Consider the following 20,809-nt stretch of genomic DNA (forward strand, 5'->3'; position numbering starts at 1 on the left):
CGAAACCAGCCCGTCAGGCACACCGCTCCCGCTACGCTTCTGGGGCACCTGCTGTACCGCCGCTGGAGGAGCCTTGCAGATCAGAGACGCCCAGAAACTCGCCTGGGAGAACAAGGAACTCAAGGGGTTCAACACCACCGACGTGGCCCTGGAGTTCGGCCTCCTGAACGCAGAGACCGCCGAAGCCTTCACTGCATGGCGCAAAGGGCTGCCCGACCTTGCGGAGGAGCTGGCCGACGTCTTCCTCTACCTGACGGCCGTGGCGCAGATGAACGGCGTGGACCTGGACTCCGCTGTCGCCCGGAAGATCGAGAAGAACGCAGGCCGTAGGTACGAGCGGAACGAGCATGGGGCTTTGATCCGGACGAGCGCCTCGTAGATGCTCCGGTGGTCCCGCGCGACCGAGTGCGGGCTGGACGACTCGCACCTCCACCGCGTTTCAGGCGTGGCTTCCAGCTGTGGGGCTCGGCTCGTGGGTCTGGTGTGGGGAGACTGGAGGGGATCGAGGCCGTTCTGGCGGCGAAGTTCCTGGAGTTGTTGCCGCATCTGGACGAGCGTCAGCGTCGGCTGGCCATAGGAGCGGAAGCACTGTCGCTGGGGCATGGCGGCATCAGGATCGTCGCCGCTGCAGCCGGGGTCCGGGAGGCCACGGTCTCGCGTGAGGCGGCTGAACTGGAATCCGGTCAGGCCCCGCTGGGTCGGGTGCGCCATCCCGGCGGAGGGCTGAAGGAGGAGGTCGAGCTGGACTCTGGGCTGCGGTCGGCACTGCTGGCGCTGGTCGAGCCCACGAGCGGGGCGACCCGATGTCGCCGCTGCGCTGGACGACGAAGTCGACCCGGAACCTGGCGGCGGAGCTCACCCGCCAGGGGCAGCGGGTCTCCGCCGACACAGTCGCCAGCCTGCTGCGGGAGGAAGGCTTCAGCCTACAGGCCAACGCCAAGACCATCGAAGGTGCCCAGCACCCCGACGGGGATGCCCAGTTCCGCTACCTCAGAGAGCAGGCACGAGACCACAGGGACGCTGGGGACCCGGTGATCAGTGTGGACAGCAAGGAGAAGGAACTGATCGGCGACTGCAAGAACGCCGGGCGCGAATGGCAGCCCGTAGCGCAGCCCGTGAGGGGCAAGACGCACGAGTTCCCCGGCCAGGCCGAGAAGGCAATTCCTTACGGAATCTACGACATGACGGCGAACACCGGCTGGGTCAGCATCGGCACCGATCACGACACGGCGGCGTTTGCCGTCACCTCGATCTGCCGCTGGTGGCAGGCAGTCGGCCGGCACGACTACCCCGGCGCCCGCCGGCTGCTGATCACCGCTGACGGTGGCGGCTCCAACGGCTACCGCACCCGGGGCTGGAAGACCCAGCTCGCCGATCTCGCCGCCGAGACCAGACTTGAGATCACGGTGTGCCACCTGCCGCCCGGCACCTCAAGGTGAAACAAGATCGACCATCGGCTGTTCTCCCACATCACCATGAACTGGCGAGGCAGGCCCCTGACCAGCCACGAAGTCATGCGCCAGGCCATCGCCGCGACCATCAGTCGCACCGGCCTCACCGTCCAGGCCGAACTCGACAGCCCCGCCGTTAGGTTTGAAAAGGCTCCTTGAGCGGCCGTACCGGTCCGGAAGTGGCGGAGCGTAGATGCAATTGGCTTACATGTCGGGTTCGAGCTGTTTTTTCTTGCGATCGCGGGCGAACCCAACGAAACTAATGATCAGAAATTTGAGCCCAAATGATGGAACTATGATTCCTGAATAAATCCAAAATGTGCCCCACCATCCATCATCTCCGTTAGGATCCATTATTGGAATCCAGAGAAAGTTGCTCGCAATGATAGAGAGCCAACTCCCCGTCTCCCGAGGGACTCGCCCGGCTCTGAACTCGAAGAAGATAGTAAGCGCCATGAAAAGCATGAAGTGGTAGAGGCTGAGAACCCAGACCGCTGGGTTCACCCAGTCTGCGGATCCTTCAACAAAGCGGATTTGTCGAGGCCATTCCCACAGCATGATGAGAACCAGAACTTGGATGGGGAAGGATCGAATTAGATCCTTACGAAGGACGCGGAGACGTTCCTCATGTCGAAGCGCAATGTCGGCAAGTTCCTCAAATAGCGGGTTGGGTGCCGTCTCGGGATCTAGCCCGCGCCTGGCTCGAACGGCTTCGGTTAGCGCATCCTCCTGATTTGCCGCGCGAATCCGCATCCTGGCATCACCAGCATAAGCCGCGACCTCCGCATAGAAGGTGTCAATCGTGTCAGAGTTGAGCCGCGAGGTGTTGACTACTTGAACCCATCCTGGACTCTTATCTGCGGCCCGTAACTTTTCGGTAAGGTTTACCCAGAAAAGTTCCTTCCTTTTCGTGTCGTAGACGACGCCGATGATGGGGATGCGACTCTGCCCCCAGTCGTCGAAATGGTCATCTACGGGGATTGCATACCCATTGACTCTTTTATACTTCTTGCCGCTTTTCACCTGAATGGCGATCCAGTAAGGCGTCCTCTTGCTACTGCGCGTGAAGTTAACGATCATGTCCTCGCCGTGATCGTTCCCTCCGTCGATCTCCTGAACGAGGTGATCGTGTTCCTCAAGAAGGGCGCGAAGAGCGTTGACGCCCGCCCTCTCGATCTTGCGACTGCCACGGACAGTGGACACTGGCCCCCCTCGAAGTTAGCAACCGCCAGGATATCGGCAGGCACCGACATGATGCTGATACTCAGGCTTCGGTGGTCGTGGCTCGGGCACTGAGCCTTTCCAACCTGACCGCGGGGCTGACGAGTTGAGGCACGCTGCGCGAGGTGAAAGACGAAGCTCCTGGTAGACGGGCTCACGACCAAGATCGCCCGTGCCGACCAGGAGCTCCGCGTGCTTGTTTACCATCGGCGATCGATCTTGCCAGTGCACGCCTTCGTTACCTTGCCCAGTGCCTGGCCGCTCACCGCCGCGAGATCGGCGCCCGATGGCGTCGCATCACGCCGAGCCGGCGGCTCTTCTGGTCCTGGCTCACCCGCGCTGCGGCGACACCTAGGCTCAGCTGGCCGCCGCGTTCGGCATCGGAATCGCGACCCGTCAACGGGACTGTAAAACGTTCGGGTCTGTTCCGTAGTCGGTGGTGGCGGTGAGTGTTCGCCTGTGATCATTGGGCGTGCACGATGCGAACACGCTTGTGGGAACGGTGTTTTCGGGGTTGTCTGCGTTGGTCATCGAGGATGTGGCGGACGGTGGTGAGATAGTCCGGGTTTCGGCTCGGACCCGGGATGTTCCCGTTCCCTGTCCGCTGTGCGGGGTGGTGACGGGGAGGGTCCACGGGTATCACGGCCGGACGGTGCGGGATGTGCCGGTCGACGGCCGGCAGGTCGTGGTCCGGGTGAGGATACGACGGCTGGTCTGTCCGGTCCTGGGCTGCAGGCGGCAGACCTTCCGAGTGCAGGTCCCCGGGCTCCTGGAGCGCCATCAGCGCCGCACCACACGACTGACCGCCCAGCTCGCCGATGTGGTCGAGGAGTTGTGCGGCCGAGCGTCCGCCCGGCTCACCCGGTCACTGGCCGTGCCCCTCTCATACGCCTCCGCCCTGCGGCTGCTGCGGCGGGTTCCCTTGCCGGCGGTGCGGATCCCGCAGGTGATCGGGGTCGACGACGTCGCTCTGCGGCGCCGGCACAGTTACGCCACGATCATCATCAACACCGAGACCGGCCAGCGGATCGAGGTACTGCCCGGCCGCGAAGCCGCCACTCTGGAAGCCTGGCTGCGGGGGCATCCGGGTATCGAGGCCGTGTGCCGGGACGGATCGGCCACCTACGCCGAGGCGGTCCGCCGAGCCCTGCCCGACGCGGTCCAGATCAGCGACCGCTGGCACCTGTGGCGCAATCTCGCCGAGGCCGTCCGCAAGGAGGTCGCCGCGCACAGCACCTGCTGGGCGAAAGCGGGCCCGCCCCCGGCTGAAGGCCTGCAGGCCGCCACCACCCGCGAGCGCTGGCAGCAGGTCCACGCCCTGCGCGAGCGCGGAGTGGGACTTCTGGAGTGCGCGCGCCGCCTCAACCTCGCCTTGAACACCGTCAAGCGCTACGACCGCGTCGCCGAGCCCGAGCGCCTCATCCGCGCCCCCAAGTACCGGCCCAACCTCGTGGATCCCTACCGCGATCACCTGCGCCGACGCCGGCTGGAGAACCCGGCCGTCCCCGTCACCCATCTCCTCCAAGAGATCAGGGAGCTGGGCTACACCGGCAGCTCGAACCTGCTCGTCCGCTACATCAACCAGGGCCGCGTAGAGCCCGACCGGCCCGCACTCTCTCCCCGGCGCCTGGCCCGCTACCTGCTCACCCGCCCCGACCGCCTCAAGGACCACCAGCGAGAACGTATCGAGGCCGCCCGCGCCGCCTGCCACGAGATGACCGCTCTGGCCGACCTCATCCACCACTTCGCCGCGCTACTGGATCCCGCCGACGGCAATGCCGCCCTGCTGAGCACCTGGATCACCTCGGTCCAAGCCGAGGACCTGCCCCACCTGCATGCCTTCACCCGAGGCCTCGAGAAGGACCGCGCCGCAGTCGACGCCGCCCTCACCCTGCCGCACCACAACGGCGGCACCGAAGGCGTCAACAACAAAACAAAGCTGATCAAGCGCCAGATGTACGGCCGCGCGAGCTTCCCCCTCCTCCGCCACCGCATCCTCCTGGGCTGACCACACCCTCCGCCACTACCGACTACGGAACAGACCCGCTCGTTCGACAGCCCCGGACTTCGGTGTATGTCCTGGTCAACGGCTTGAGTGTGGGGATTTTAGCTGGATGGTGCCGGACGAGGGGCGGGTTCATCGGGCTGTCCCGCGATGGAATGACCGCGCCGTGTGTAGTGACAGCGGCGGGATCGGGCTTCGTGTCGTCGGCGCCATCTCGACCAGTTCATCGCATGGTTGCCCTCTCGAGCAGGACGTGGGTGGGTAGTTGCCAGTAGACGGCGATCTCGGCCGGGGTGAGGTCCACGAGGTCGCGTGTGTCGTGGCCGACTCCCCCTTTTGGCGCTCTCGGGCAGCGGTGACGGCGAGAAACGCGTGGGCGAGCATGGCGAGGGTGATGTGCCGGTGCCCAGCCGGCGTGGCGGCGGACTTCGTGCTGGTCCAGGCCGCACTCGTTCTTCGCGCCCTGGAAGCACTCCTCAATTTTCCAGCGACACCCAGCGACCTGAACGAGGTCCGCGACGGTGGCGTCCAAGGGAGCTGATGCGAGGAAGTAGGCGAGCTCGTCGGGCTTGACGATGCTGCGGCGGGCCAGCATCCAGCGTTGCGGGGTGGGCTCGTCGCCGTCGAACTCCCAGACCGCCGGAAGGCGGGCGGCAGCCCAGTCGTAGAGCCGCGGTCCTTTGGCACCGTCGCCGCAGGAGAGCCGTTGCCATGCCTCGTTGGGTGCCTGGCCGATGAGGTGGTCGATGCGAGGGCCGTGGACCTGCTGGGATTTGGGAACCGCCATGACGTAGGACAGGCTGGCGTCCTCCAGGAAGCGTCGGAAGCGGGAGTCCTGTCCGTAGGCGGCATCGGCCGCTACCCAGGTGACGGGCAGGGGGCCGGCTTGCGCGCGCAGGACCATGGTGCCGGCCAGCTCGTTCTTGGTCGCGAACGGGCGGTTTTCGGGAACGCGGGCTGCGCGGCAGCGTTCGGGGTCGTCGGTCCAGGCTCGGGGAGGTAGAGCTCGGGGTTGACGAGAGCGTGGCCGCGGGGGGAGCGGTGTAGGCGGCGAAGACGCTGATCTGGAAGCTCTCGGTGCGGCCGGCGGTGCCTGAGTACTGTCGGCCGCACGCCGGCGGAGGTGGTGCCCCTTGTGGCGAATCCGGTTTCATCAATGATCAGGACGCCCTCGTCGGTGCCGAGGCGTTCGGCGACGCATCCCTGCAGGTCGTCGCGTATCCCGTCGGCCTCCCAGCGGCTCTTCGGCAGCAGGTGCTGCAGTCCTCAGCGGAGGGGTGCCCGGCGAACCCGGCCAGTTGCCGGGAGTTCTTGCGCCCACGGGCCTGAGCTCGCACGTAGTCCCACATCCGGCGTCTGGGCTCGACGTGCGGGAAGCGGTGTCCGATCTGCAAGAAGAAGCGCGAGAGGGGAGTGTAAATGACCTTTGCCGGTTGGCCAAACCGGCAAAGGTGCCGACCATTAAGGTTGTTCGCATCCTGCTGTGCTTGGCGGTGGAGTCGGAGAGAACGCGAGCGGCCTCGTGTGGATGGCAGAGACACGGGGCGACTGTGTTGCCGGAATGAAAGGCGTTCAGCTGTCTTCGCCCATCAGGAAGCTCCCGCCCAACTCCAGTGGAAGGGTTCGCTATCGACTCGTAATGAATATTGGTGTAGATCCAGAGACGAGGAAACGCAAACAGCACACTCGAACTTTCGACACGCTGAAGGAAGCGAGGGCAGAATACGCGAGAGTCACGGAGCAACGCAACAACGGGACTTTTGTTCATTCTAGTGCGATCACCCTGAACGAGTGGCTTGATCAATGGCTCGCTCTAAGGTCTCAGGACCTGGAGGAAACCACCCTCTACAGCTACAGAGTCACGCTGGACCGGGTGCGTGGTCGACTCGGCGGGATTCGCCTTCAAGAACTCACCGAGGAGCAGGTGGAGGAGTGGAGGGATTGGGCCCTTGAGAGCGGTCGGCTGCGAGGGCCAAGGGCCGGAACTCCTCTGAGCGTGGCCACCGTCGAGATGAGTCTCGGCCGGCTGAAGGAAGCGTTGAATCGGGCGGTGACCCGTCGCTTGGTGGTCATGAACGTGGCCGAGAACGTGACGATCCCACTCAGGGCGCGGAAAGAGGACCGCCGCAGAAAGGTGGACTTGAAGCCCTGGACGGTTCCCGAGGTCCAGGAATTTGTCATGGGGGTCCGGGAGGATCGGCTGTACGCGCCGTTCCTGCTGTCCCTCATGGGTCTACGGCCTGCGGAAGTATGCGGTCTCCGTTGGCAGGACGTTGACTTGGACCGAGGCATTATTGCGATCGCCAACACACGCACGATGATGGGAAACCGGGCTGTCGTTGAGAAGGGCACCAAGTCGCTCGCGGGGGAGCGGGAACTCCCGCTTCCTGGGCCAGTTCTCGAGGCACTCCGGGCATTGAAGCACCTCCAGGCCAAAGAGAAGATGGCCTTGGGGGAGGCTTACGCAAATTGCGGCTATGTCGCGGTGCACGAAAGCGGTGAAGCGTTCACGGGCAAGCAGCTGCGTCGGCGCGCGTACAGGATTATGGAAATCCTCGAACTTCGACGTGTCCGGTTGTATGACGCTCGCTCGTCGTGCCTGACTTTCCTGGCCAACAACGGAGTGCCTGACCATATTCTCGCGCGGTGGGCCGGTCACAAGAACGTGAGTACGACCAAGAGGTACTACGTGAAGCCCGGCGTGGAGGACCTGCGCGCTGCCGCCGTCACATGGGACGGGCTCCACGGGCGTCCGGTGGGCGGGCCGGCGGCGGGGCTGCCCCCGCAGACGAAGGGGCGCAGCCGGTAGGGCCGACCCGGTTCGGTGAGAGATAGTGAGAGATGAGAGGGTCGGGCGGGTGAGCGAGACATCATCGAACACCCTCCAATACCGCTTTGACGGGCCAAAAGATGCTCCGGTCCTGGTGATCGGGCCGTCCCTGGGGACCACCTGGCACATGTGGGACCGCCAGATACCGGACCTCTCCCAGCACTACCGGGTACTCCGCTACGACCTGCCGGGCCACGGCGGTGCCCCCGCCCGGCCCGCGGTCTCCGTCGCAGAACTCGGGGACCGGCTGATCGCCACCCTCGACTCCCTCGGCGTCCAGCGTTTCGGCTACGCGGGGTGCTCCATCGGCGGGGCGGTCGGCGCCGACCTCGCGCTGCGCCACCCCCACCGGGTGGCCTCGCTCGCGCTGGTCGCGACCTCGCCCAGATTCGGCAGCGCGGACGAGTTCCGCCAGCGCGGGGTGATCGTCCGCACCAACGGCCTGGAGCCCATCGCCCGCAGCGCCCCCGAGCGCTGGTTCACGCCCGGCTTCGCCGCCGCGCAGAGCGCCATCGTCGAATGGGCCGTACAGATGGTGCGCACCACCGACCCCGGGTGCTACATCGCCGCGTGCGAGGCGCTCGCGGCCTTCGACATCCGCGGCGAACTGGGCCGCATCGGTGTACCGACGCTCGTCGTCGTCGGCGCCGAGGACCGGGTCACCGGCCCCGCCGAGGCGCGCACCCTGGTCGCGGGCATCCCCGACGCCCGGCTCGCGCTGGTTCCCGGGGCGTCGCACCTCGCGCCCGTCGAGCAGCCGGCCGCCGTGATGGACCTGCTGTTCACCCACTTCTCCACCACCTGGCAGGACACCCTCGGCGCCGTTCCGGTACCCCTGGGCGCGCCCCCCGCCGCCGTCCCGCCGCTCTCCGCCCCCTACGCCCCCGTCGCGGAGATCGCCCCGCCGGCCCCGCGTACGGACGACGACGGGGAGCGTACGGACCTCCACGCGCTCGGCACGAAGATCCGCCGGGAGGTCCTCGGCGACGCCCACGTGGACCGGGCCGACGCGGCCGCCGACCCGTTCACCGAGGACTTCGAGGACCTCGTCACCCGCTACGCATGGGGCGAGGTCTGGAGCCGCGAGGGCCTCGACCGCCGCACCCGCAGCTGTGTCACGCTCACCGCGCTGATCGCGTCCGGACGGCTGGAGGGCCTCGCCGCACATCTCCGGGCCGCGCTGCGCAACGGCCTGACGCCCGCCGAGATCAAGGAAGTGCTGCTCCAGACCGCCGTGTACTGCGGCGTTCCCGCCGCCGGGGCCGCGTTCGCCGTGGCCCAGTCCGTGATTCAGGAAGAAACGACACCGCCCGCGTAGCAGGATGGGGAGCATGAACGCATCGCCTCTCACACTCACCAAGATGCGGCACTCCTGCGTCCGCCTGGACAAGGACGGGCAGGCCCTCGTCATCGACCCGGGCGGTTTCTCCGGGGAGGACGACGCGGTCGGCGCCGACGCCATTCTGGTGACCCACGAGCACCCGGACCACTTCGACGAGGACCGGCTCAGGGCCGCCATGGAGGCCAACCCGGCGGCGGAGATCTGGACGCTGCGGAGTGTCGCCGAGCGGCTGGCGACGGCCTTCCCCGGGCGGGTGCACACGGTCGGGCACGGCGGCACCTTCCGCGCCGCCGGGTTCGACGTCCAGGTCCACGGTGAGCTCCACGCGGTGATCCACCCGGACATCCCGCGCATCACCAACGTCGGTTACCTCGTCGACGGTTCGGTCTTCCACCCGGGCGACGCGCTCACCGTCCCCGGGCAGCCGGTCGACACCCTGATGCTGCCGGTGATGGCCCCCTGGAACAAGATCTCGGAGGTCATCGACTACGTGCGCGAAGTCGGGCCGCGCCGGGCCATCGACATCCACGACGCCCTGCTCACGGACCTGGCCCGGCCGATCTACGACGCGCAGATCGGGGCGCTCGGCGGCAGTGACCACAGCCGGATGGAGCCGGGGGAGCACACGGGGTTCTGAAGGCCGTACCGGCCGGCAGGGCTCAGGGCCGCGACTGTCGGTGGTACCGGTTAGGTTGGGTTCCATGCGCATCGCCACGTGGAACGTCAACTCGATCACCGCCCGGCTGCCGAGGCTGCTGGCCTGGCTGGAGAGCACCGGCACCGACGTGCTGTGTGTCCAGGAGACCAAGTGCACGGCCGAGCAGTTCCCCGCCGACGAACTGCGGGAGCTGGGGTACGCCTCCGCCGTGAACGCCACCGGCCGGTGGAACGGCGTCGCGCTGATCTCCCGGGTGGGCCTGGACGACGTGGTCGCCGGCCTTCCGGGCGGTCCCGCGTACGACGGCACGGAAGAGCCCCGGGCGATCTCCGCGACCTGCGGTCCCGTCCGGCTCTGGTCGGTCTACGTTCCCAACGGCCGCGAGGTCACGCACGAGCACTACGCGTACAAGCTGCGCTGGCTGGAAGCGCTGCGGAGCGCCGTCGCCGCGGACGCGGCGGCCTCCCGGCCCTTCGCCGTGCTCGGCGACTACAACGTCGCGCCCACCGACGAGGACGTGTGGGACCCGGCCCTCTTCGAGGGCGCCACCCACGTCACCCCCGCCGAGCGGGAGGCCCTCGCCGCACTGCGTGAGGAGGGACTGAGCGACGTCGTGCCGCGCCCCCTGAAGTACGACCACCCGTTCACCTTCTGGGACTACCGCGAGCTCCGCTTCCCCAAGAACAGGGGCATGCGGATCGACCTCGCCTACGGCAACGCGCCTTTCACCGCCGCCGTGAAGGACGCCTACGTCGACCGCGAGGCGCGCAAGGGCAAGGGTGCGTCGGACCACGCACCGGTCGTGGTGGACCTGGAGTTCTGAGCCCGCCGCCCGCCGCCCGCCGCCCGCCGCCCGCCCGCCGCCCCGCCGCTCGCCGACCGTCCGTCGTACCGACAACAACTGACAACCGAAGGTTGACACTCCCGCGAGTGTCAACTTAAGGTTGACACATGACGCAACCGGCAGCAGTCAAGCCTCCCGTGCGCCTCGACGACCTCATCGAGGCCATCAAGAAGACCCACACCGACGCCCTCGAGCAGCTCTCCGGAGCGGTCGTCGCGGCGGACCACCTCGGTGACATCGCCGACCATCTCATCGGCCACTTCGTGGACCAGGCCCGTCGCTCGGGCGCCTCCTGGACCGACATCGGCAGGAGCATGGGGGTGACCCGGCAGGCGGCCCAGAAGCGCTTCGTACCCAAGAAGCCCGACGAGTCCGCCGAGCCGGATCCCAAGGAGGGGTTCGCGCGCTTCACCACGCGCGCCCGGAACGTGGCGGTCACCGCCCACAACGAGGCCCGTCTCGCGGGAGGCGCCGAGGTTCTTCCCGCGCACCTGGTGCTGGGTGTCGTCGCCGACACCGGGAGCGTCGGCGCACAGGTGATCGCGGCTCAGGGGATCACCCCGGAAGCCGTGCGCGCGGCCGCCCTCGCCGCCCTGCCGCCCGCCGCCGACGAGGTTCCCGAGCTCGTCCCGTACGACGCGGGCTCCCGCAAGGTCCTCGAACTCGCCTACCGCGAGTCCCTGCGGCTCGGCCACCCGCACGTGGGAACCGAGCACGTCCTGCTGGCACTTCTGGAGCACGAGGGCGGCGCCGGGGTGCTCACCGGCCTCGGGATCGACAAGCAGGCGGCGTCAGCGGCCGCCGAGGCGCTGAGCGCGGCCGCCGGCGACCGTCCGGGCGCCTGACCGCCAGGCCAGGGGGTGCCCGCGCCCGGCGGACGCCCCCTGGATCCAAGTGGGGGACGTCAGTGGACCGAGAGCCCGCCGTCCACGAAGAGCGACTGCCCGGTCACGTACGCCGAGCCGGGACCGGCCAGGAACACCGCCGCCGCGGCGAAGTCCTCGGCCAGCCCGTTGCGCCCCACCATCGTGCGGGCGGCCAGCGCGGCCACCTTCTCCGGGTCGGAGGAGAGCCGGGCGTTCAGCGGGGTCATCACGAAGCCGGGGACCAAGGTGTTCACGGTGACCCCGTACGGCGACCACGCCTCGGCCTGGGACCGGGCGAGCGACTCCAGCCCGCCCTTGGAGACCCCGTAAGCCCCGCTGTTCACGAAGGCCCGGTGCGCCTGCTGCGAGGTGATGTGGATCAGGCGTCCGTACCCGCGCTCCGCCATCCCCGGTCCGAACCGCTCGCCGAGCAGGTAGGGGGCCTTGAGGTTGATGGCCATCGTGGTGTCCCAGACGTCCTCGTCCAGCTCGCCCATCGGTGGACGCAGGTTGATGCCCGCCGAGTTCACCACGATGTCCGGTTCCCCGGACCGCGCGACCACGGCGTCGGCTGCCCGCCGGACCCCGTCGGTCGTGGCGAGGTCGGCGCTCACCCAGCCGGCGCGGCAGCCGGCCTCGGCCAACTCCTTCACCGTCGCCTCCAGTTCGGACTCGCGGCGAGCCACGACGGTGACTTCCGCGCCCGAGCGGGCGAGTGCCTCCGCGATCGCCCGGCCGATGCCGGAGCTGCCGCCGGTGACGAGGGCGGTCCGGCCCTCCAGGGAGAAGAGTCCGGAGAGATAGTTCTGTGCGTTCATCCCGGCAGCCTATGGTCAGGCCGGTGCTCCGCCGAGGCCGGGTACCACGCGTACCAGGACGGCGCGCGCCCTGTGGCGTACGGCGGGACAAAGGTGCGACCCTTGTGAGGTGAACATCCCCTTCTTGGACAACTGGCGCAAGCGTCAAGGCGATACGCGCACGGCGACGCTGGCGGAGACCGCCGCGGCCAACCCCGCCGGCCTCGCGGAAGTCCTCGCCGAGTGCGAGCTGCTGCGTGTCCGGACGGTGGACTACGGCCTCGAACTGGACGACACTCCGGCGTCGTTGACCGCGCTGGACCAGCTGCCGCCCCGCTGGCGCGACGATCCGGAGGAGGCGCCCTGGTTCGGGAACGACGCGGGCCTCTACCTCGGCACCGTGCTGGTACGGACGGTCCCCGGCGCCCGGTGGGACGTCTGGCCCAGCGGGCAGCCCGTCGTGCGGCTGGCATCCGGCCGGGAGGTGGACGTCGTCGGGGCCGGCCTGGACTGGGCAGTCTACGGCAGCCCCGAACTGTCCCAGGTGTACGCGGAGGCGGCCGAGGAGTGACGCCCGGGTGGTGTCCGCCCCCGATCCACCGGGCGCCACCTAGATAAACAGCCTTTTGCCCTGTTTGCGTGTCGGACGCGAAGTCCCTTACCCATGCGGATAGTTTCCGCTGAGCCGACACACAGCGACACATGGGCAGGGCAGCGTATGGCCGTCGATCCGTTGATCGACCTGCGGGACGTCAACAAGCACTTCGGAGAGTTGCACGTTCTGCGGGACATCAATCTCACCGTCGGCCGCGGGGAGGTGGTGGTGGTCATCGGCCCCTCCGGCTCCGGAAAGTCCACGCTCTGCCGTGCCATCAACCGGCTGGAGACGATCGAGTCGGGCCGGATCGCGATCGACGGGAAGCCGCTCCCCGAGGAGGGCAGGGGGCTGGCGCAGCTCCGGGCCGAAGTCGGCATGGTCTTCCAGTCGTTCAACCTGTTCGCGCACAAGACCGTGCTGGCCAACGTCTCCCTCGCGCAGATGAAGGTGCGCAAGCGGAAGAGGCCGGAGGCCGACGCCCGTTCCCGGGAACTGCTGGAGCGCGTGGGGCTCGCCGCACACGCCGACAAGTTCCCCGCGCAGCTCTCCGGAGGCCAGCAGCAGCGCGTGGCCATCGCCCGCGCCCTGGCCATGGACCCCAAGGCCCTCCTCTTCGACGAGCCGACCTCGGCACTCGACCCGGAGATGATCAACGAGGTGCTGGAGGTCATGCAGCAGCTGGCACGCGACGGAATGACCATGGTCGTCGTCACCCACGAGATGGGTTTCGCCCGGTCCGCCGCGAACCGCGTGGTGTTCATGGCCGACGGCAGCATCGTCGAGGACCGCACTCCGGAGGAGTTCTTCACCGCTCCCGAGAGCGACCGCGCCAAGGACTTCCTGTCCAAGATCCTCAAGCACTGACGGGAGGCTCCGCGTTGCGTACGAAGAAGATCACCGCGCTGCTGGCCGGTCTGCTGCTGACGGTACTCGCCGCCGGATGTGGCAAGGAGGGCAGCCCGCCGGTCAAGGGGCCGAAGGCCGAAGCCCTGCCCCACTACACGGTGAACACCGGCTTCCGGCTCCCCGCGTCGAAGACCTGGAACCGGGCCGAGCGGCGGGGCCGCCTGGTGATCGGCGCCAAGGAGGACCAGCCCTACCTCGGCGAGAAGGACCCGGCCACCGGGGTCTACTCCGGATTCGACATCGAGATCGCCACCATGGTGGCGGCCTACCTCGGCTTCGGTCCGAAGGAGATCCAGTTCAAGACCATCGCCTCGGCCAACCGCGAAACCGCCCTGCAGAACGGCCAGATCGACTACTACGTCGGTACCTACACCATCAACGACATGCGCAAGAAGCTCGTCGGGTTCGCCGGCCCGTACTTCATGGCCGGACAGGGACTGCTGGTGCGCACCGACGAGAACGACATCCACGGACCCCAGGACCTGGCGGGCAAGACGGTCTGCTCGGCCGCAGGCTCCACCCCCTACCAGCGCATCGCCGCCGACTACCCCGAGGCGGACCTGGTCGCCTACGACACGTACTCCGTCTGCGTCGACAACCTGCTGACCTACCAGGTCGACGTCGTCACCACGGACGACGCGATCCTGCTGGGCTTCGCGGCGAAGGCGCCGGACGAGATGAAGGTCGTCGGCAAGCCCTTCTCCGAGGAGCCGTACGGCATCGGCGTGCCGCGCAGCGACAACGCCCTGCGCGCCGCGATCAACGACGCACTGGAGGAGAACGAGAAGAACGGCAACTGGAAGAAGGCGTTCGAAGCCACGCTGGGGCTGTCCGGCGTACCCGCGCCGAAGCCGCCGCCCATCGACCGCTACCCGGCGAACTGAGGGACCGGCCACCATGGACGTACTGACAGAGAACTTCTCGCTCTACGGCAAAGGGTTCCTCGGCACCCTCGAACTCACCGTCTTCGCCTCGCTCCTGGCCCTCGCGCTCGGCTTCGTCATGGCCTCCTTCCGGGTGGCCCCGGTCGGCTCGCTCCGGCTCGTCGGTACCGTCTGGGTGACGGTGCTCCGCAACACCCCGCTCACCCTGCTCTTCTTCGCGGTCCTCCTCGGACTGCCGCGCTTCGGCCTCGTGCTGCCGTTCAACGTCTTCGCCGTGCTGGCGCTCGGCTGCTACACCTCGGCGTTCATCTGCGAGGTGCTGCGCTCCGGCATCAACACCGTGCCCACCGGCCAGGGGGAGGCAGCCCGCAGTCTCGGCATGTCCTTCGGGCAGACCCTGAACACGGTGGTGCTGCCCCAGGCGTTCCGCTCGGTGATCCCGCCGGTCGGCTCGACGCTCATCGCGCTCGCCAAGAACTCGGCGATCGCGGGCGCGTTCAGCGTCACCGAACTGCTGGGCACCTACAAGACCCTCAACGAGCTGGGCTACAGCATCATCTGGACCTTCGTCTGGATCGCCGTCGGCTACCTGATCATCACCCTGGCCATCAGCGCGCTCTTCACCGTGCTGGAGAAGCGCTGGGGGGTGGCCCGATGACCACCCACGCCCTGCCCGCCGCCACCGCCCTCTACGACATCCCGGGCCCCGAGGCCCGCAGGCGGCACCTCCTCTACGGGATCGCCGCCACGATCGCGGTCGCCGCTCTCGTCGGATGGGTCGTCTACCTCCTCCTCGACACCGGCCAGTTCACCGCCGCCAAGTGGAATCCCTTCACCTACAAGGGAATCCAGGAGCTGCTGCTGCGTGGACTGGCCAACACCCTCAAGGCGTTCGGGTACGCGGCGGTGCTCTCGCTGGCACTCGGCGCGGTACTCGCGGTCGGACGGCTCTCCGTGCACCGGCCGGTCCGGTGGATCGCCACCGTGCTGGTCGAGTTCTTCCGGGCCATGCCCGTACTGGTGATGATCTTCTTCATCTTCGTGGCGCTGAAGGTCCAGCCGCTGCCCGCCCTGGTCGCCGGTCTGACCCTCTACAACGGCTCGGTGCTCGCCGAGGTGTTCCGTACGGGCATCAACTCCGTGGAGCGCGGACAGCGGGAGGCCGCGTACGCGCTGGGGATGCGCAAGACGCAGGTCACGGCCTCCGTGCTCGCGCCCCAGGCGGTGCGCGCCATGATGCCGACCATCATCAGCCAGCTGGTGGTGGCGTTGAAGGACACCTCGCTGGGATACCTGATCACCTACGAGGAGTTCCTCCACGCGGGTAAGCTCATCGCCTCGAACCTCGACTACGACCTGCCGTTCATCCCGGTCGTGATGGTGATCTCCCCCATCTACATCGGGATGTGCATGCTCCTCTCGTGGTTCGCCACCTGGATGGCCAAGCGCCAGCGCCGCAACCCGAAGACGGAGGCCGTGGAGGTTTCCGCGGCCGGACCTGGACCCCTGTTGCCCTGACGGTGTCCGGCGGACCGAGCTCGGACACCCTGGCCGGCCAGCAGCCGGAGATCACCTCCCGCGCGCCGGGCCCGGGAAGCCATTTCCCGGCCGACCACTGCGGGAAGAAGGTCAGCTGTACGCCGGTGACCCGCCGGAAGGCAGAGGGGGCGTTGCCCAACCGAAGTACCGGAAGGTGCCGTTGACGGAGAACGGGCCGTCGTCGTGGGGATGCACGACGAAGGCCCGTTCTCCGTTCGCGCCGTGTGGGCGCTGCCGGTATCCCCGACTTCGGCCAGTCCGCCTTCGGCAGGGACGGGACCACGCTCTCTTCGACAGGAACAGAACCACGCTCGGAACGAGGTACGTGACTTCGGCCGGCGAGTCCCGATCCTGACGAGTACATGACTCATCGGGGCGAGGTGGTGACCCGGGCGCGGTCAAGGCGGACTCCCCTGTGGGAGCGCCTCCGCCACGCCCTCGCCGTAGGCCTTCCGCCTGCGGGATGCCGCCGCTCCGACGCGGTGTGACCGGGCCGTCGTCGTGCGGCCACGACGACGGCCCGCCTGCCGTGTGTGCGGGCCTGTCCCGCTCCGCTCAGTCGGTGGCTGCGGCGGCGGGGGCCGCCGCCGGGAGGGGGGTCTGCGCGGCGCGCGTCACGTCCGCGACCAACTCCACCATGTCGGGGCCGTACGCCTCGGAGTTGACGACCTTCAGCAGCAGGCAGAAGGTCGAATCACGTTAGGTGCGTGCCAACTTCTCGTAGTTGCGGGCGAGATGGCGGGCGGCCGCCTGGTTGGTGATCGCTCGCTGGCCGCAGAGGAGGAATACCGGACGCGCCTCCCGGCCGATGCTCAGACGGGCCAGCAGTACGTGTTCCAGGGAGCCGTTCTCCATGGGGTAGTACTCCGACCCGATGCGGAAGGAGGCCCGGTCCGGGCCCGGTTCGCGGTCGGTGTTCACCCGCACGCCGGGCAGCAGCGACTGGAGGTGTGCGGCCATGCGCCGGTTGGAGCCCGGACCGCCGACGCAGTACTCCGTACGCTCGCCGAAGCCCTGGCGAGCCGTGTCGTGCGAGAGGATCTGCGCGTGCGCCCCGCACTCCTTGATCATCGCCGACAGCTCCAGCAGGGCGAAGACGTCGTGGCGGTGCACCGCGCCGTCCGTCCCCGGGTCCCGGTTGACGACCAGCAGGCATTCGGAGTTGGCAGGAAGCCCGAAGAAGGCCTGCTTGCGGCGGAGTTTGCGGCGCCAGAGGTAGGTGCGCGCGAGCCAGCCGAGAGCGGCGCTTATCCCTGCGGCCATGACGCCCAGCACGATGTTGCGTACGTCGTCGGTCATGGCCGGGGATAGTAACGGGTATCCCGGTGCCTGTTCGAGGCGGTCCTGACGATCCGTCCGGGCGGGGGCCGGGGCCGGTGAGCCTGCGACCCCCGGTGCCCGGGCACGACAGCGCCGGTCCCCGCGTGGTGCGGGAACCGGCGCTGCTTCCTTCAGCGGCTACGGGTTGACGCAGCCGATCGAGCCGATGGGGAAGTTGTTGCCGGTCGATGTCGCCGTGAAGCCGAAGGTGACGCTGCCGCCCGCCGGGATGGTCCGGTTGTAGTCGACGTTCTTGACCGTCAGACTGCCGTCGGACCCGGTGGTCAGCGCACCGTTCCACACTTGGCTCACCTTGGTGCCCGTGCCGGGCGTCCACTTCACGGCCCAGCCGTCACGCGCCGTCGTGTCGTGGTTCATGACCTCGACGGAGCCCTGGAAACCGCCGCTCCAGGAGTTGGTCACGCTGTAGACGGCCATGCAACCGGTGTGCGGGTCGGTGGGCGTCGGAGTCGACGTGGGCGTCGGGGTGGGCGTGGGAGTGGGGGTGGGCGTCGGGGTGGGCGTGGGAGTGGGGGTGGGCGTCGGGGTCGGAGTCGGGGTGCTGCCCGCGCCGCGGATCCCGGTCACCTCACCGTTGCCGCCGTCGAAGACGATGTCGGAGCAGGAGAAGAAGTTCTCCTGGCTGTCCGAGCGGACCCACTGGATGAACATCACCGCGTCACCCGAGCGGCCCGACGGCAGGGTCGTGTTCCAGTAGTAGTGGCCGCCGTCCGTGCCCGGTGATCCAATAGCCGGCGGGTTGGCGACGGTCTGGATCAGCTCCAGGTCGTCCCAGCCCAGTTCGGTGCTGGGCGAGTAGCCGGCCTTGGACACGTACACCCGGAACTCGCCCGGGTGCGCTGCCCAGTTGCTGTGATCGACCTCGATCGTCCTGCCGGACGTCAGGTGCGTGCGCGGCCAGTCCGAGCGAGCGGCGTTGTAGCCGGTGAAGTTGTACGGCGACCGGTTACCGGCGCTGCACAGCGTTCCGTCCGGGACGTAACCGGCCCCCCGGCCACCGGCGTTGGAGTCGAGCACGGCGAACCAGTTGTACAGCGAGTTCGCGCCGCTCTCGGCGAGCGCGGCCTTGCACGCCGGGTTCGTCGGGTCCAAGGAGCCGGTGCTGGTCTTGGCGTCCAGCCAGCAGAGGTAGGTCCGCGACCCCGGTGCCATCGCCACGCCGTGCGCCTGCGCGCTGCCCTGGCCCAGGAGGACCAGGGTGATCCCGCCGAGCAGTGTCGCGAGCGCCGCCATCAGGGCGACGAGTCGATTCTTGCGTTGAGCCATGGAAGTCTCCAGTGCCTTGGTGGGGGTTGCCTTCGAGTGGGGCCTGTCTCCTGTGCTCGTCACGGGGCGGCTTTCCGGGGCAAGAGGCTGCGGGGCCGAGCGGGTACAGCGTCGAGTGCTCGCGGCGACCGGGCCGTGGGACAGCCGCATGCGAGGGGTGGCTGGACAGGGCGAACCAGTGCATCGGGAGCCCCCCACCGCCCGTTTTGGGAGCGCTCCCATAACAGGTTCACAAGCACTGTAGAAGCGCGCCATGCCCCTGACAACCCATCGGACGGGAATGGTCGAGGGGTGGGGTGGAGTGCCTGGTCCGAAACTTTTCGCGGGTACGGGCGGCGGCGAATCGTGTCCAAGAGCTTGACGGTGCGTCGCGCGACCCCGAGATTGGGAGCGCTCCCACATCAGTCTTTCCGGTACGCGACCACGCGCGCCTGCCGCAGCGGTGCACCCCGAAGATCTTGAGACCGGCGCGATCGGCCCGCAGGCGCTGTCACGGCGACGAGCGGTCCGCCCGCACGGTCCCGTTCCAGGACTGGTTCCGCTGATCGGGCGGAATGGACCGCCTTCGGGGCGGCGCGCTGCGGGAGCGCTCCCATCGCGTAACCCCCTGCGCACGAGGAGAAATGCTGTGAAACGCCTTCTGGCTCTACTGGCGACCTGCGCGACGGTCCTGGGCCTCGCGGCTCTGTTCAGCCCTCAGGCGGTGGCCGCCGCCGGATGCAAGGTCGACTACACGGTCGCCAGCCAGTGGCAGGGCGGATTCCAGGCCGGCGTGAAGATCACCAACCTGGGCGAGCCCGTCTCCGCGTGGACGCTCACATTCGCTCTGCCGGACGCGGGGCAGAAGCTCGTCCAGGGCTGGAACGCCACCTGGGCGCAGTCCGGTTCCACGGTCACCGCCGCCGGCCTCGACTGGAACCGCGCGCTGGCCACCGGCGCGGCGGCCGACGTGGGATTCACCGGTTCCTTCACGGGTGCCAACCCGAAGCCCACCGCGTTCGCGCTCAACGGCGTCGCCTGCACGGGCTCGATCGGCGGCGGAACCCCGACGCCCACCCCGACCCCGACGCCCACCCCGACGCCCACCCCGACGCCCACCCCGACCCCCACCCCGACTCCCGATCCGAGCACCGGCACCCCCGTGGGCATCAACGGACCGGTGCACGTCTGCGGCGTGAATCTCTGCAACCAGTACAACCGCCCCATCCAGTTGCGGGGGATGAGCACGCACGGCATCCAGTGGTTCAGCGCGTGCTACAACGGCGCGTCCATGGACGCGCTGGCGCAGGACTGGAAGGCGGACCTGCTGCGCGTGGCCATGTACGTGCAGGAAGAAGGCTACGAGACCGACCCGGCGGGCTTCACCAGCCGGGTGAACAGCATCGTCGACATGGCCGAAGCCCGTGGCCTGTACGCGATGATCGATTTCCACACCCTGACGCCGGGTGACCCGAACTACAACCTCGCGCGCGCCAAGACCTTCTTCGCGTCCGTCGCGGCCCGCAACGCGAACAAGAAGAACGTGATCTACGAGATCGCAAATGAGCCCAACGGTGTGAGCTGGACGGCCATCAAGAGCTACGCCGAGCAGGTCATCCCGGTGATCAGGGCCGCCGACCCGGACGCGGTCGTCGTCGTCGGTACCCGCGGCTGGTCCTCGCTGGGCGTCTCCGACGGCTCCAGTGAGAGCGAGGTCGTCAACAACCCCGTCAATGCCGCCAACATCATGTACGCGTTCCACTTCTACGCCGCGAGCCACAAGGACAACTACCGTGCCGTGCTGAGCCGGGCGGCCACCCAACTCCCGATGTTCGTGACGGAGTTCGGAACTGTCAGCGCCACCGGTGGCGGCGCGCTGGACCGGACGAGCACCACGGCCTGGCTGGACCTGCTCGACCGGCTGAAGATCGGCTACGCGAACTGGACCTACAGCGACGCCCCCGAAAGCAGTGCGGCGTTCCAGCCCGGCACCTGTGACGGCAGCGACTACAGCAGCAGTGGCGTGCTGACCGAGTCGGGCACGCTGCTCAAGAGCCGGATCAGCACCTCCGACAACTTCCCCACCAGCTGATCCAGCAGCTGACTCGGCGGCTGGTCCATCCACTGATCCATCCGCTGTACCTGCCCGTCGGCCCGTGACGGGGCTCCGGCCGTGCCGAAGCCCCGTCACGGCGCCGCCCCTTCCATGCCGCGTCGGACGTGGGGTGTCGGAACGCACCCGACGGCCCCCGCCTTTCCGGACGGACGTCCCGGTCCGGGAT

At 68.2% G+C, this 20,809-nt stretch carries 17 protein-coding genes and 3 pseudogenes; 14 read left to right on the plus strand and 6 right to left on the minus strand.

Annotated elements, in window-relative coordinates:
- The first annotated feature begins 73 nt into the window (after window positions 1–73).
- Window positions 74–379, plus strand: coding sequence for a MazG nucleotide pyrophosphohydrolase domain-containing protein (locus ACWCSV_RS07590; RefSeq protein ID WP_451139477.1), 306 nt, complete (start codon window positions 74–76; stop codon window positions 377–379).
- A gap of 298 nt (window positions 380–677) precedes the next feature.
- Window positions 678–1,610: pseudogene (locus ACWCSV_RS07595) on the plus strand (ISAzo13 family transposase).
- Window positions 1,611–1,655: 45 nt separating this feature from the next.
- Here the strand turns inward: ACWCSV_RS07595 and ACWCSV_RS07600 are convergent.
- Window positions 1,656–2,654: a DUF4365 domain-containing protein gene (locus tag ACWCSV_RS07600; RefSeq protein ID WP_451139479.1), complete on the minus strand. Its 999-nt coding sequence runs from the start codon at window positions 2,652–2,654 to the stop codon at window positions 1,656–1,658.
- A gap of 490 nt (window positions 2,655–3,144) precedes the next feature.
- Between ACWCSV_RS07600 and ACWCSV_RS07605 the strand changes: the two genes are divergently transcribed.
- Window positions 3,145–4,680, plus strand: coding sequence for an ISL3 family transposase (locus ACWCSV_RS07605; RefSeq protein ID WP_451139481.1), 1,536 nt, complete (start codon window positions 3,145–3,147; stop codon window positions 4,678–4,680).
- A 220-nt stretch (window positions 4,681–4,900) separates the two neighbouring features.
- Here ACWCSV_RS07605 and ACWCSV_RS07610 read toward each other — a convergent pair.
- Both ACWCSV_RS07610 and ACWCSV_RS07615 read right to left on the minus strand, forming a co-directional pair.
- Window positions 4,901–5,614, minus strand: a pseudogene (locus ACWCSV_RS07610) (IS701 family transposase); the annotation flags it as partial.
- On the minus strand, window positions 5,536–5,940 hold the full coding sequence (locus ACWCSV_RS07615) for a transposase (RefSeq protein ID WP_451139589.1): 405 nt from the start codon (window positions 5,938–5,940) through the stop codon (window positions 5,536–5,538). The gene ACWCSV_RS07615 and the pseudogene ACWCSV_RS07610, both read right to left, overlap by 79 nt.
- A gap of 376 nt (window positions 5,941–6,316) precedes the next feature.
- Here ACWCSV_RS07615 and ACWCSV_RS07620 point away from each other — a divergent pair, with 376 nt between their 5' ends.
- The 5 genes from ACWCSV_RS07620 (at window position 6,317) to ACWCSV_RS07640 (ending at window position 11,196) form a co-directional block, all read left to right on the plus strand.
- Window positions 6,317–7,486, plus strand: coding sequence for a tyrosine-type recombinase/integrase (locus tag ACWCSV_RS07620; RefSeq protein ID WP_451139483.1), 1,170 nt, complete (start codon window positions 6,317–6,319; stop codon window positions 7,484–7,486).
- 25 nt (window positions 7,487–7,511) lie between these two features.
- Window positions 7,512–8,825 (plus strand): bifunctional 3-oxoadipate enol-lactonase/4-carboxymuconolactone decarboxylase PcaDC, encoded by a 1,314-nt coding sequence (pcaDC, locus tag ACWCSV_RS07625; protein ID WP_451139485.1) that lies wholly within the window; start codon window positions 7,512–7,514, stop codon window positions 8,823–8,825.
- A 13-nt stretch (window positions 8,826–8,838) separates the two neighbouring features.
- Window positions 8,839–9,486 carry an MBL fold metallo-hydrolase gene (locus tag ACWCSV_RS07630; RefSeq protein ID WP_451139487.1) on the plus strand — a complete coding sequence of 216 codons (648 nt, stop codon included), beginning with the start codon at window positions 8,839–8,841 and terminating at the stop codon, window positions 9,484–9,486.
- 64 nt (window positions 9,487–9,550) lie between these two features.
- Complete coding sequence (locus ACWCSV_RS07635; RefSeq protein ID WP_451139489.1) at window positions 9,551–10,330, plus strand: exodeoxyribonuclease III; 780 nt, start codon at window positions 9,551–9,553, stop codon at window positions 10,328–10,330.
- 128 nt (window positions 10,331–10,458) lie between these two features.
- Entirely contained in the window at window positions 10,459–11,196 is a 738-nt protein-coding gene (locus ACWCSV_RS07640; RefSeq protein WP_451139491.1) for a Clp protease N-terminal domain-containing protein, read from the plus strand.
- Window positions 11,197–11,255: 59 nt separating this feature from the next.
- Here the strand turns inward: ACWCSV_RS07640 and ACWCSV_RS07645 are convergent, their stop codons facing one another.
- Window positions 11,256–12,035 carry an SDR family NAD(P)-dependent oxidoreductase gene (locus tag ACWCSV_RS07645; protein WP_451139493.1) on the minus strand — a complete coding sequence of 260 codons (780 nt, stop codon included), beginning with the start codon at window positions 12,033–12,035 and terminating at the stop codon, window positions 11,256–11,258.
- 109 nt (window positions 12,036–12,144) lie between these two features.
- On the opposite strand from ACWCSV_RS07645, the gene ACWCSV_RS07650 reads away from it, so the two are divergent.
- The 5 genes from ACWCSV_RS07650 (at window position 12,145) to ACWCSV_RS07670 (ending at window position 15,920) form a co-directional block, all read left to right on the plus strand.
- Entirely contained in the window at window positions 12,145–12,585 is a 441-nt protein-coding gene (locus ACWCSV_RS07650; protein WP_451139495.1) for a DUF6278 family protein, read from the plus strand.
- A 147-nt stretch (window positions 12,586–12,732) separates the two neighbouring features.
- Window positions 12,733–13,476, plus strand: coding sequence for an amino acid ABC transporter ATP-binding protein (locus ACWCSV_RS07655; protein ID WP_451139497.1), 744 nt, complete (start codon window positions 12,733–12,735; stop codon window positions 13,474–13,476).
- 14 nt (window positions 13,477–13,490) lie between these two features.
- Window positions 13,491–14,402: a glutamate ABC transporter substrate-binding protein gene (locus ACWCSV_RS07660; RefSeq protein ID WP_451139499.1), complete on the plus strand. Its 912-nt coding sequence runs from the start codon at window positions 13,491–13,493 to the stop codon at window positions 14,400–14,402.
- Window positions 14,403–14,415: 13 nt separating this feature from the next.
- Window positions 14,416–15,060 carry an amino acid ABC transporter permease gene (locus ACWCSV_RS07665; RefSeq protein WP_386892440.1) on the plus strand — a complete coding sequence of 215 codons (645 nt, stop codon included), beginning with the start codon at window positions 14,416–14,418 and terminating at the stop codon, window positions 15,058–15,060.
- A complete protein-coding gene (locus ACWCSV_RS07670) occupies window positions 15,057–15,920 on the plus strand; it encodes an amino acid ABC transporter permease (RefSeq protein WP_451139501.1) in 864 nt (287 codons plus the stop codon). The genes ACWCSV_RS07665 and ACWCSV_RS07670 overlap by 4 nt, the downstream gene beginning before the upstream one ends.
- 576 nt (window positions 15,921–16,496) lie before the next feature.
- Here ACWCSV_RS07670 and ACWCSV_RS07675 read toward each other — a convergent pair.
- Both ACWCSV_RS07675 and ACWCSV_RS07680 read right to left on the minus strand, forming a co-directional pair.
- Window positions 16,497–17,240, minus strand: a pseudogene (locus tag ACWCSV_RS07675) (hypothetical protein).
- Between the two features lie 159 nt (window positions 17,241–17,399).
- On the minus strand, window positions 17,400–18,548 hold the full coding sequence (locus ACWCSV_RS07680; RefSeq protein WP_451139503.1) for a lytic polysaccharide monooxygenase auxiliary activity family 9 protein: 1,149 nt from the start codon (window positions 18,546–18,548) through the stop codon (window positions 17,400–17,402).
- A 628-nt stretch (window positions 18,549–19,176) separates the two neighbouring features.
- Here ACWCSV_RS07680 and ACWCSV_RS07685 point away from each other — a divergent pair.
- Window positions 19,177–20,619 (plus strand): cellulase family glycosylhydrolase, encoded by a 1,443-nt coding sequence (locus tag ACWCSV_RS07685; RefSeq protein ID WP_451139505.1) that lies wholly within the window; start codon window positions 19,177–19,179, stop codon window positions 20,617–20,619.
- The last annotated feature ends 190 nt before the right edge of the window (window positions 20,620–20,809 follow it).

The organism is Streptomyces sp. NPDC001770, assembly GCF_053596135.1.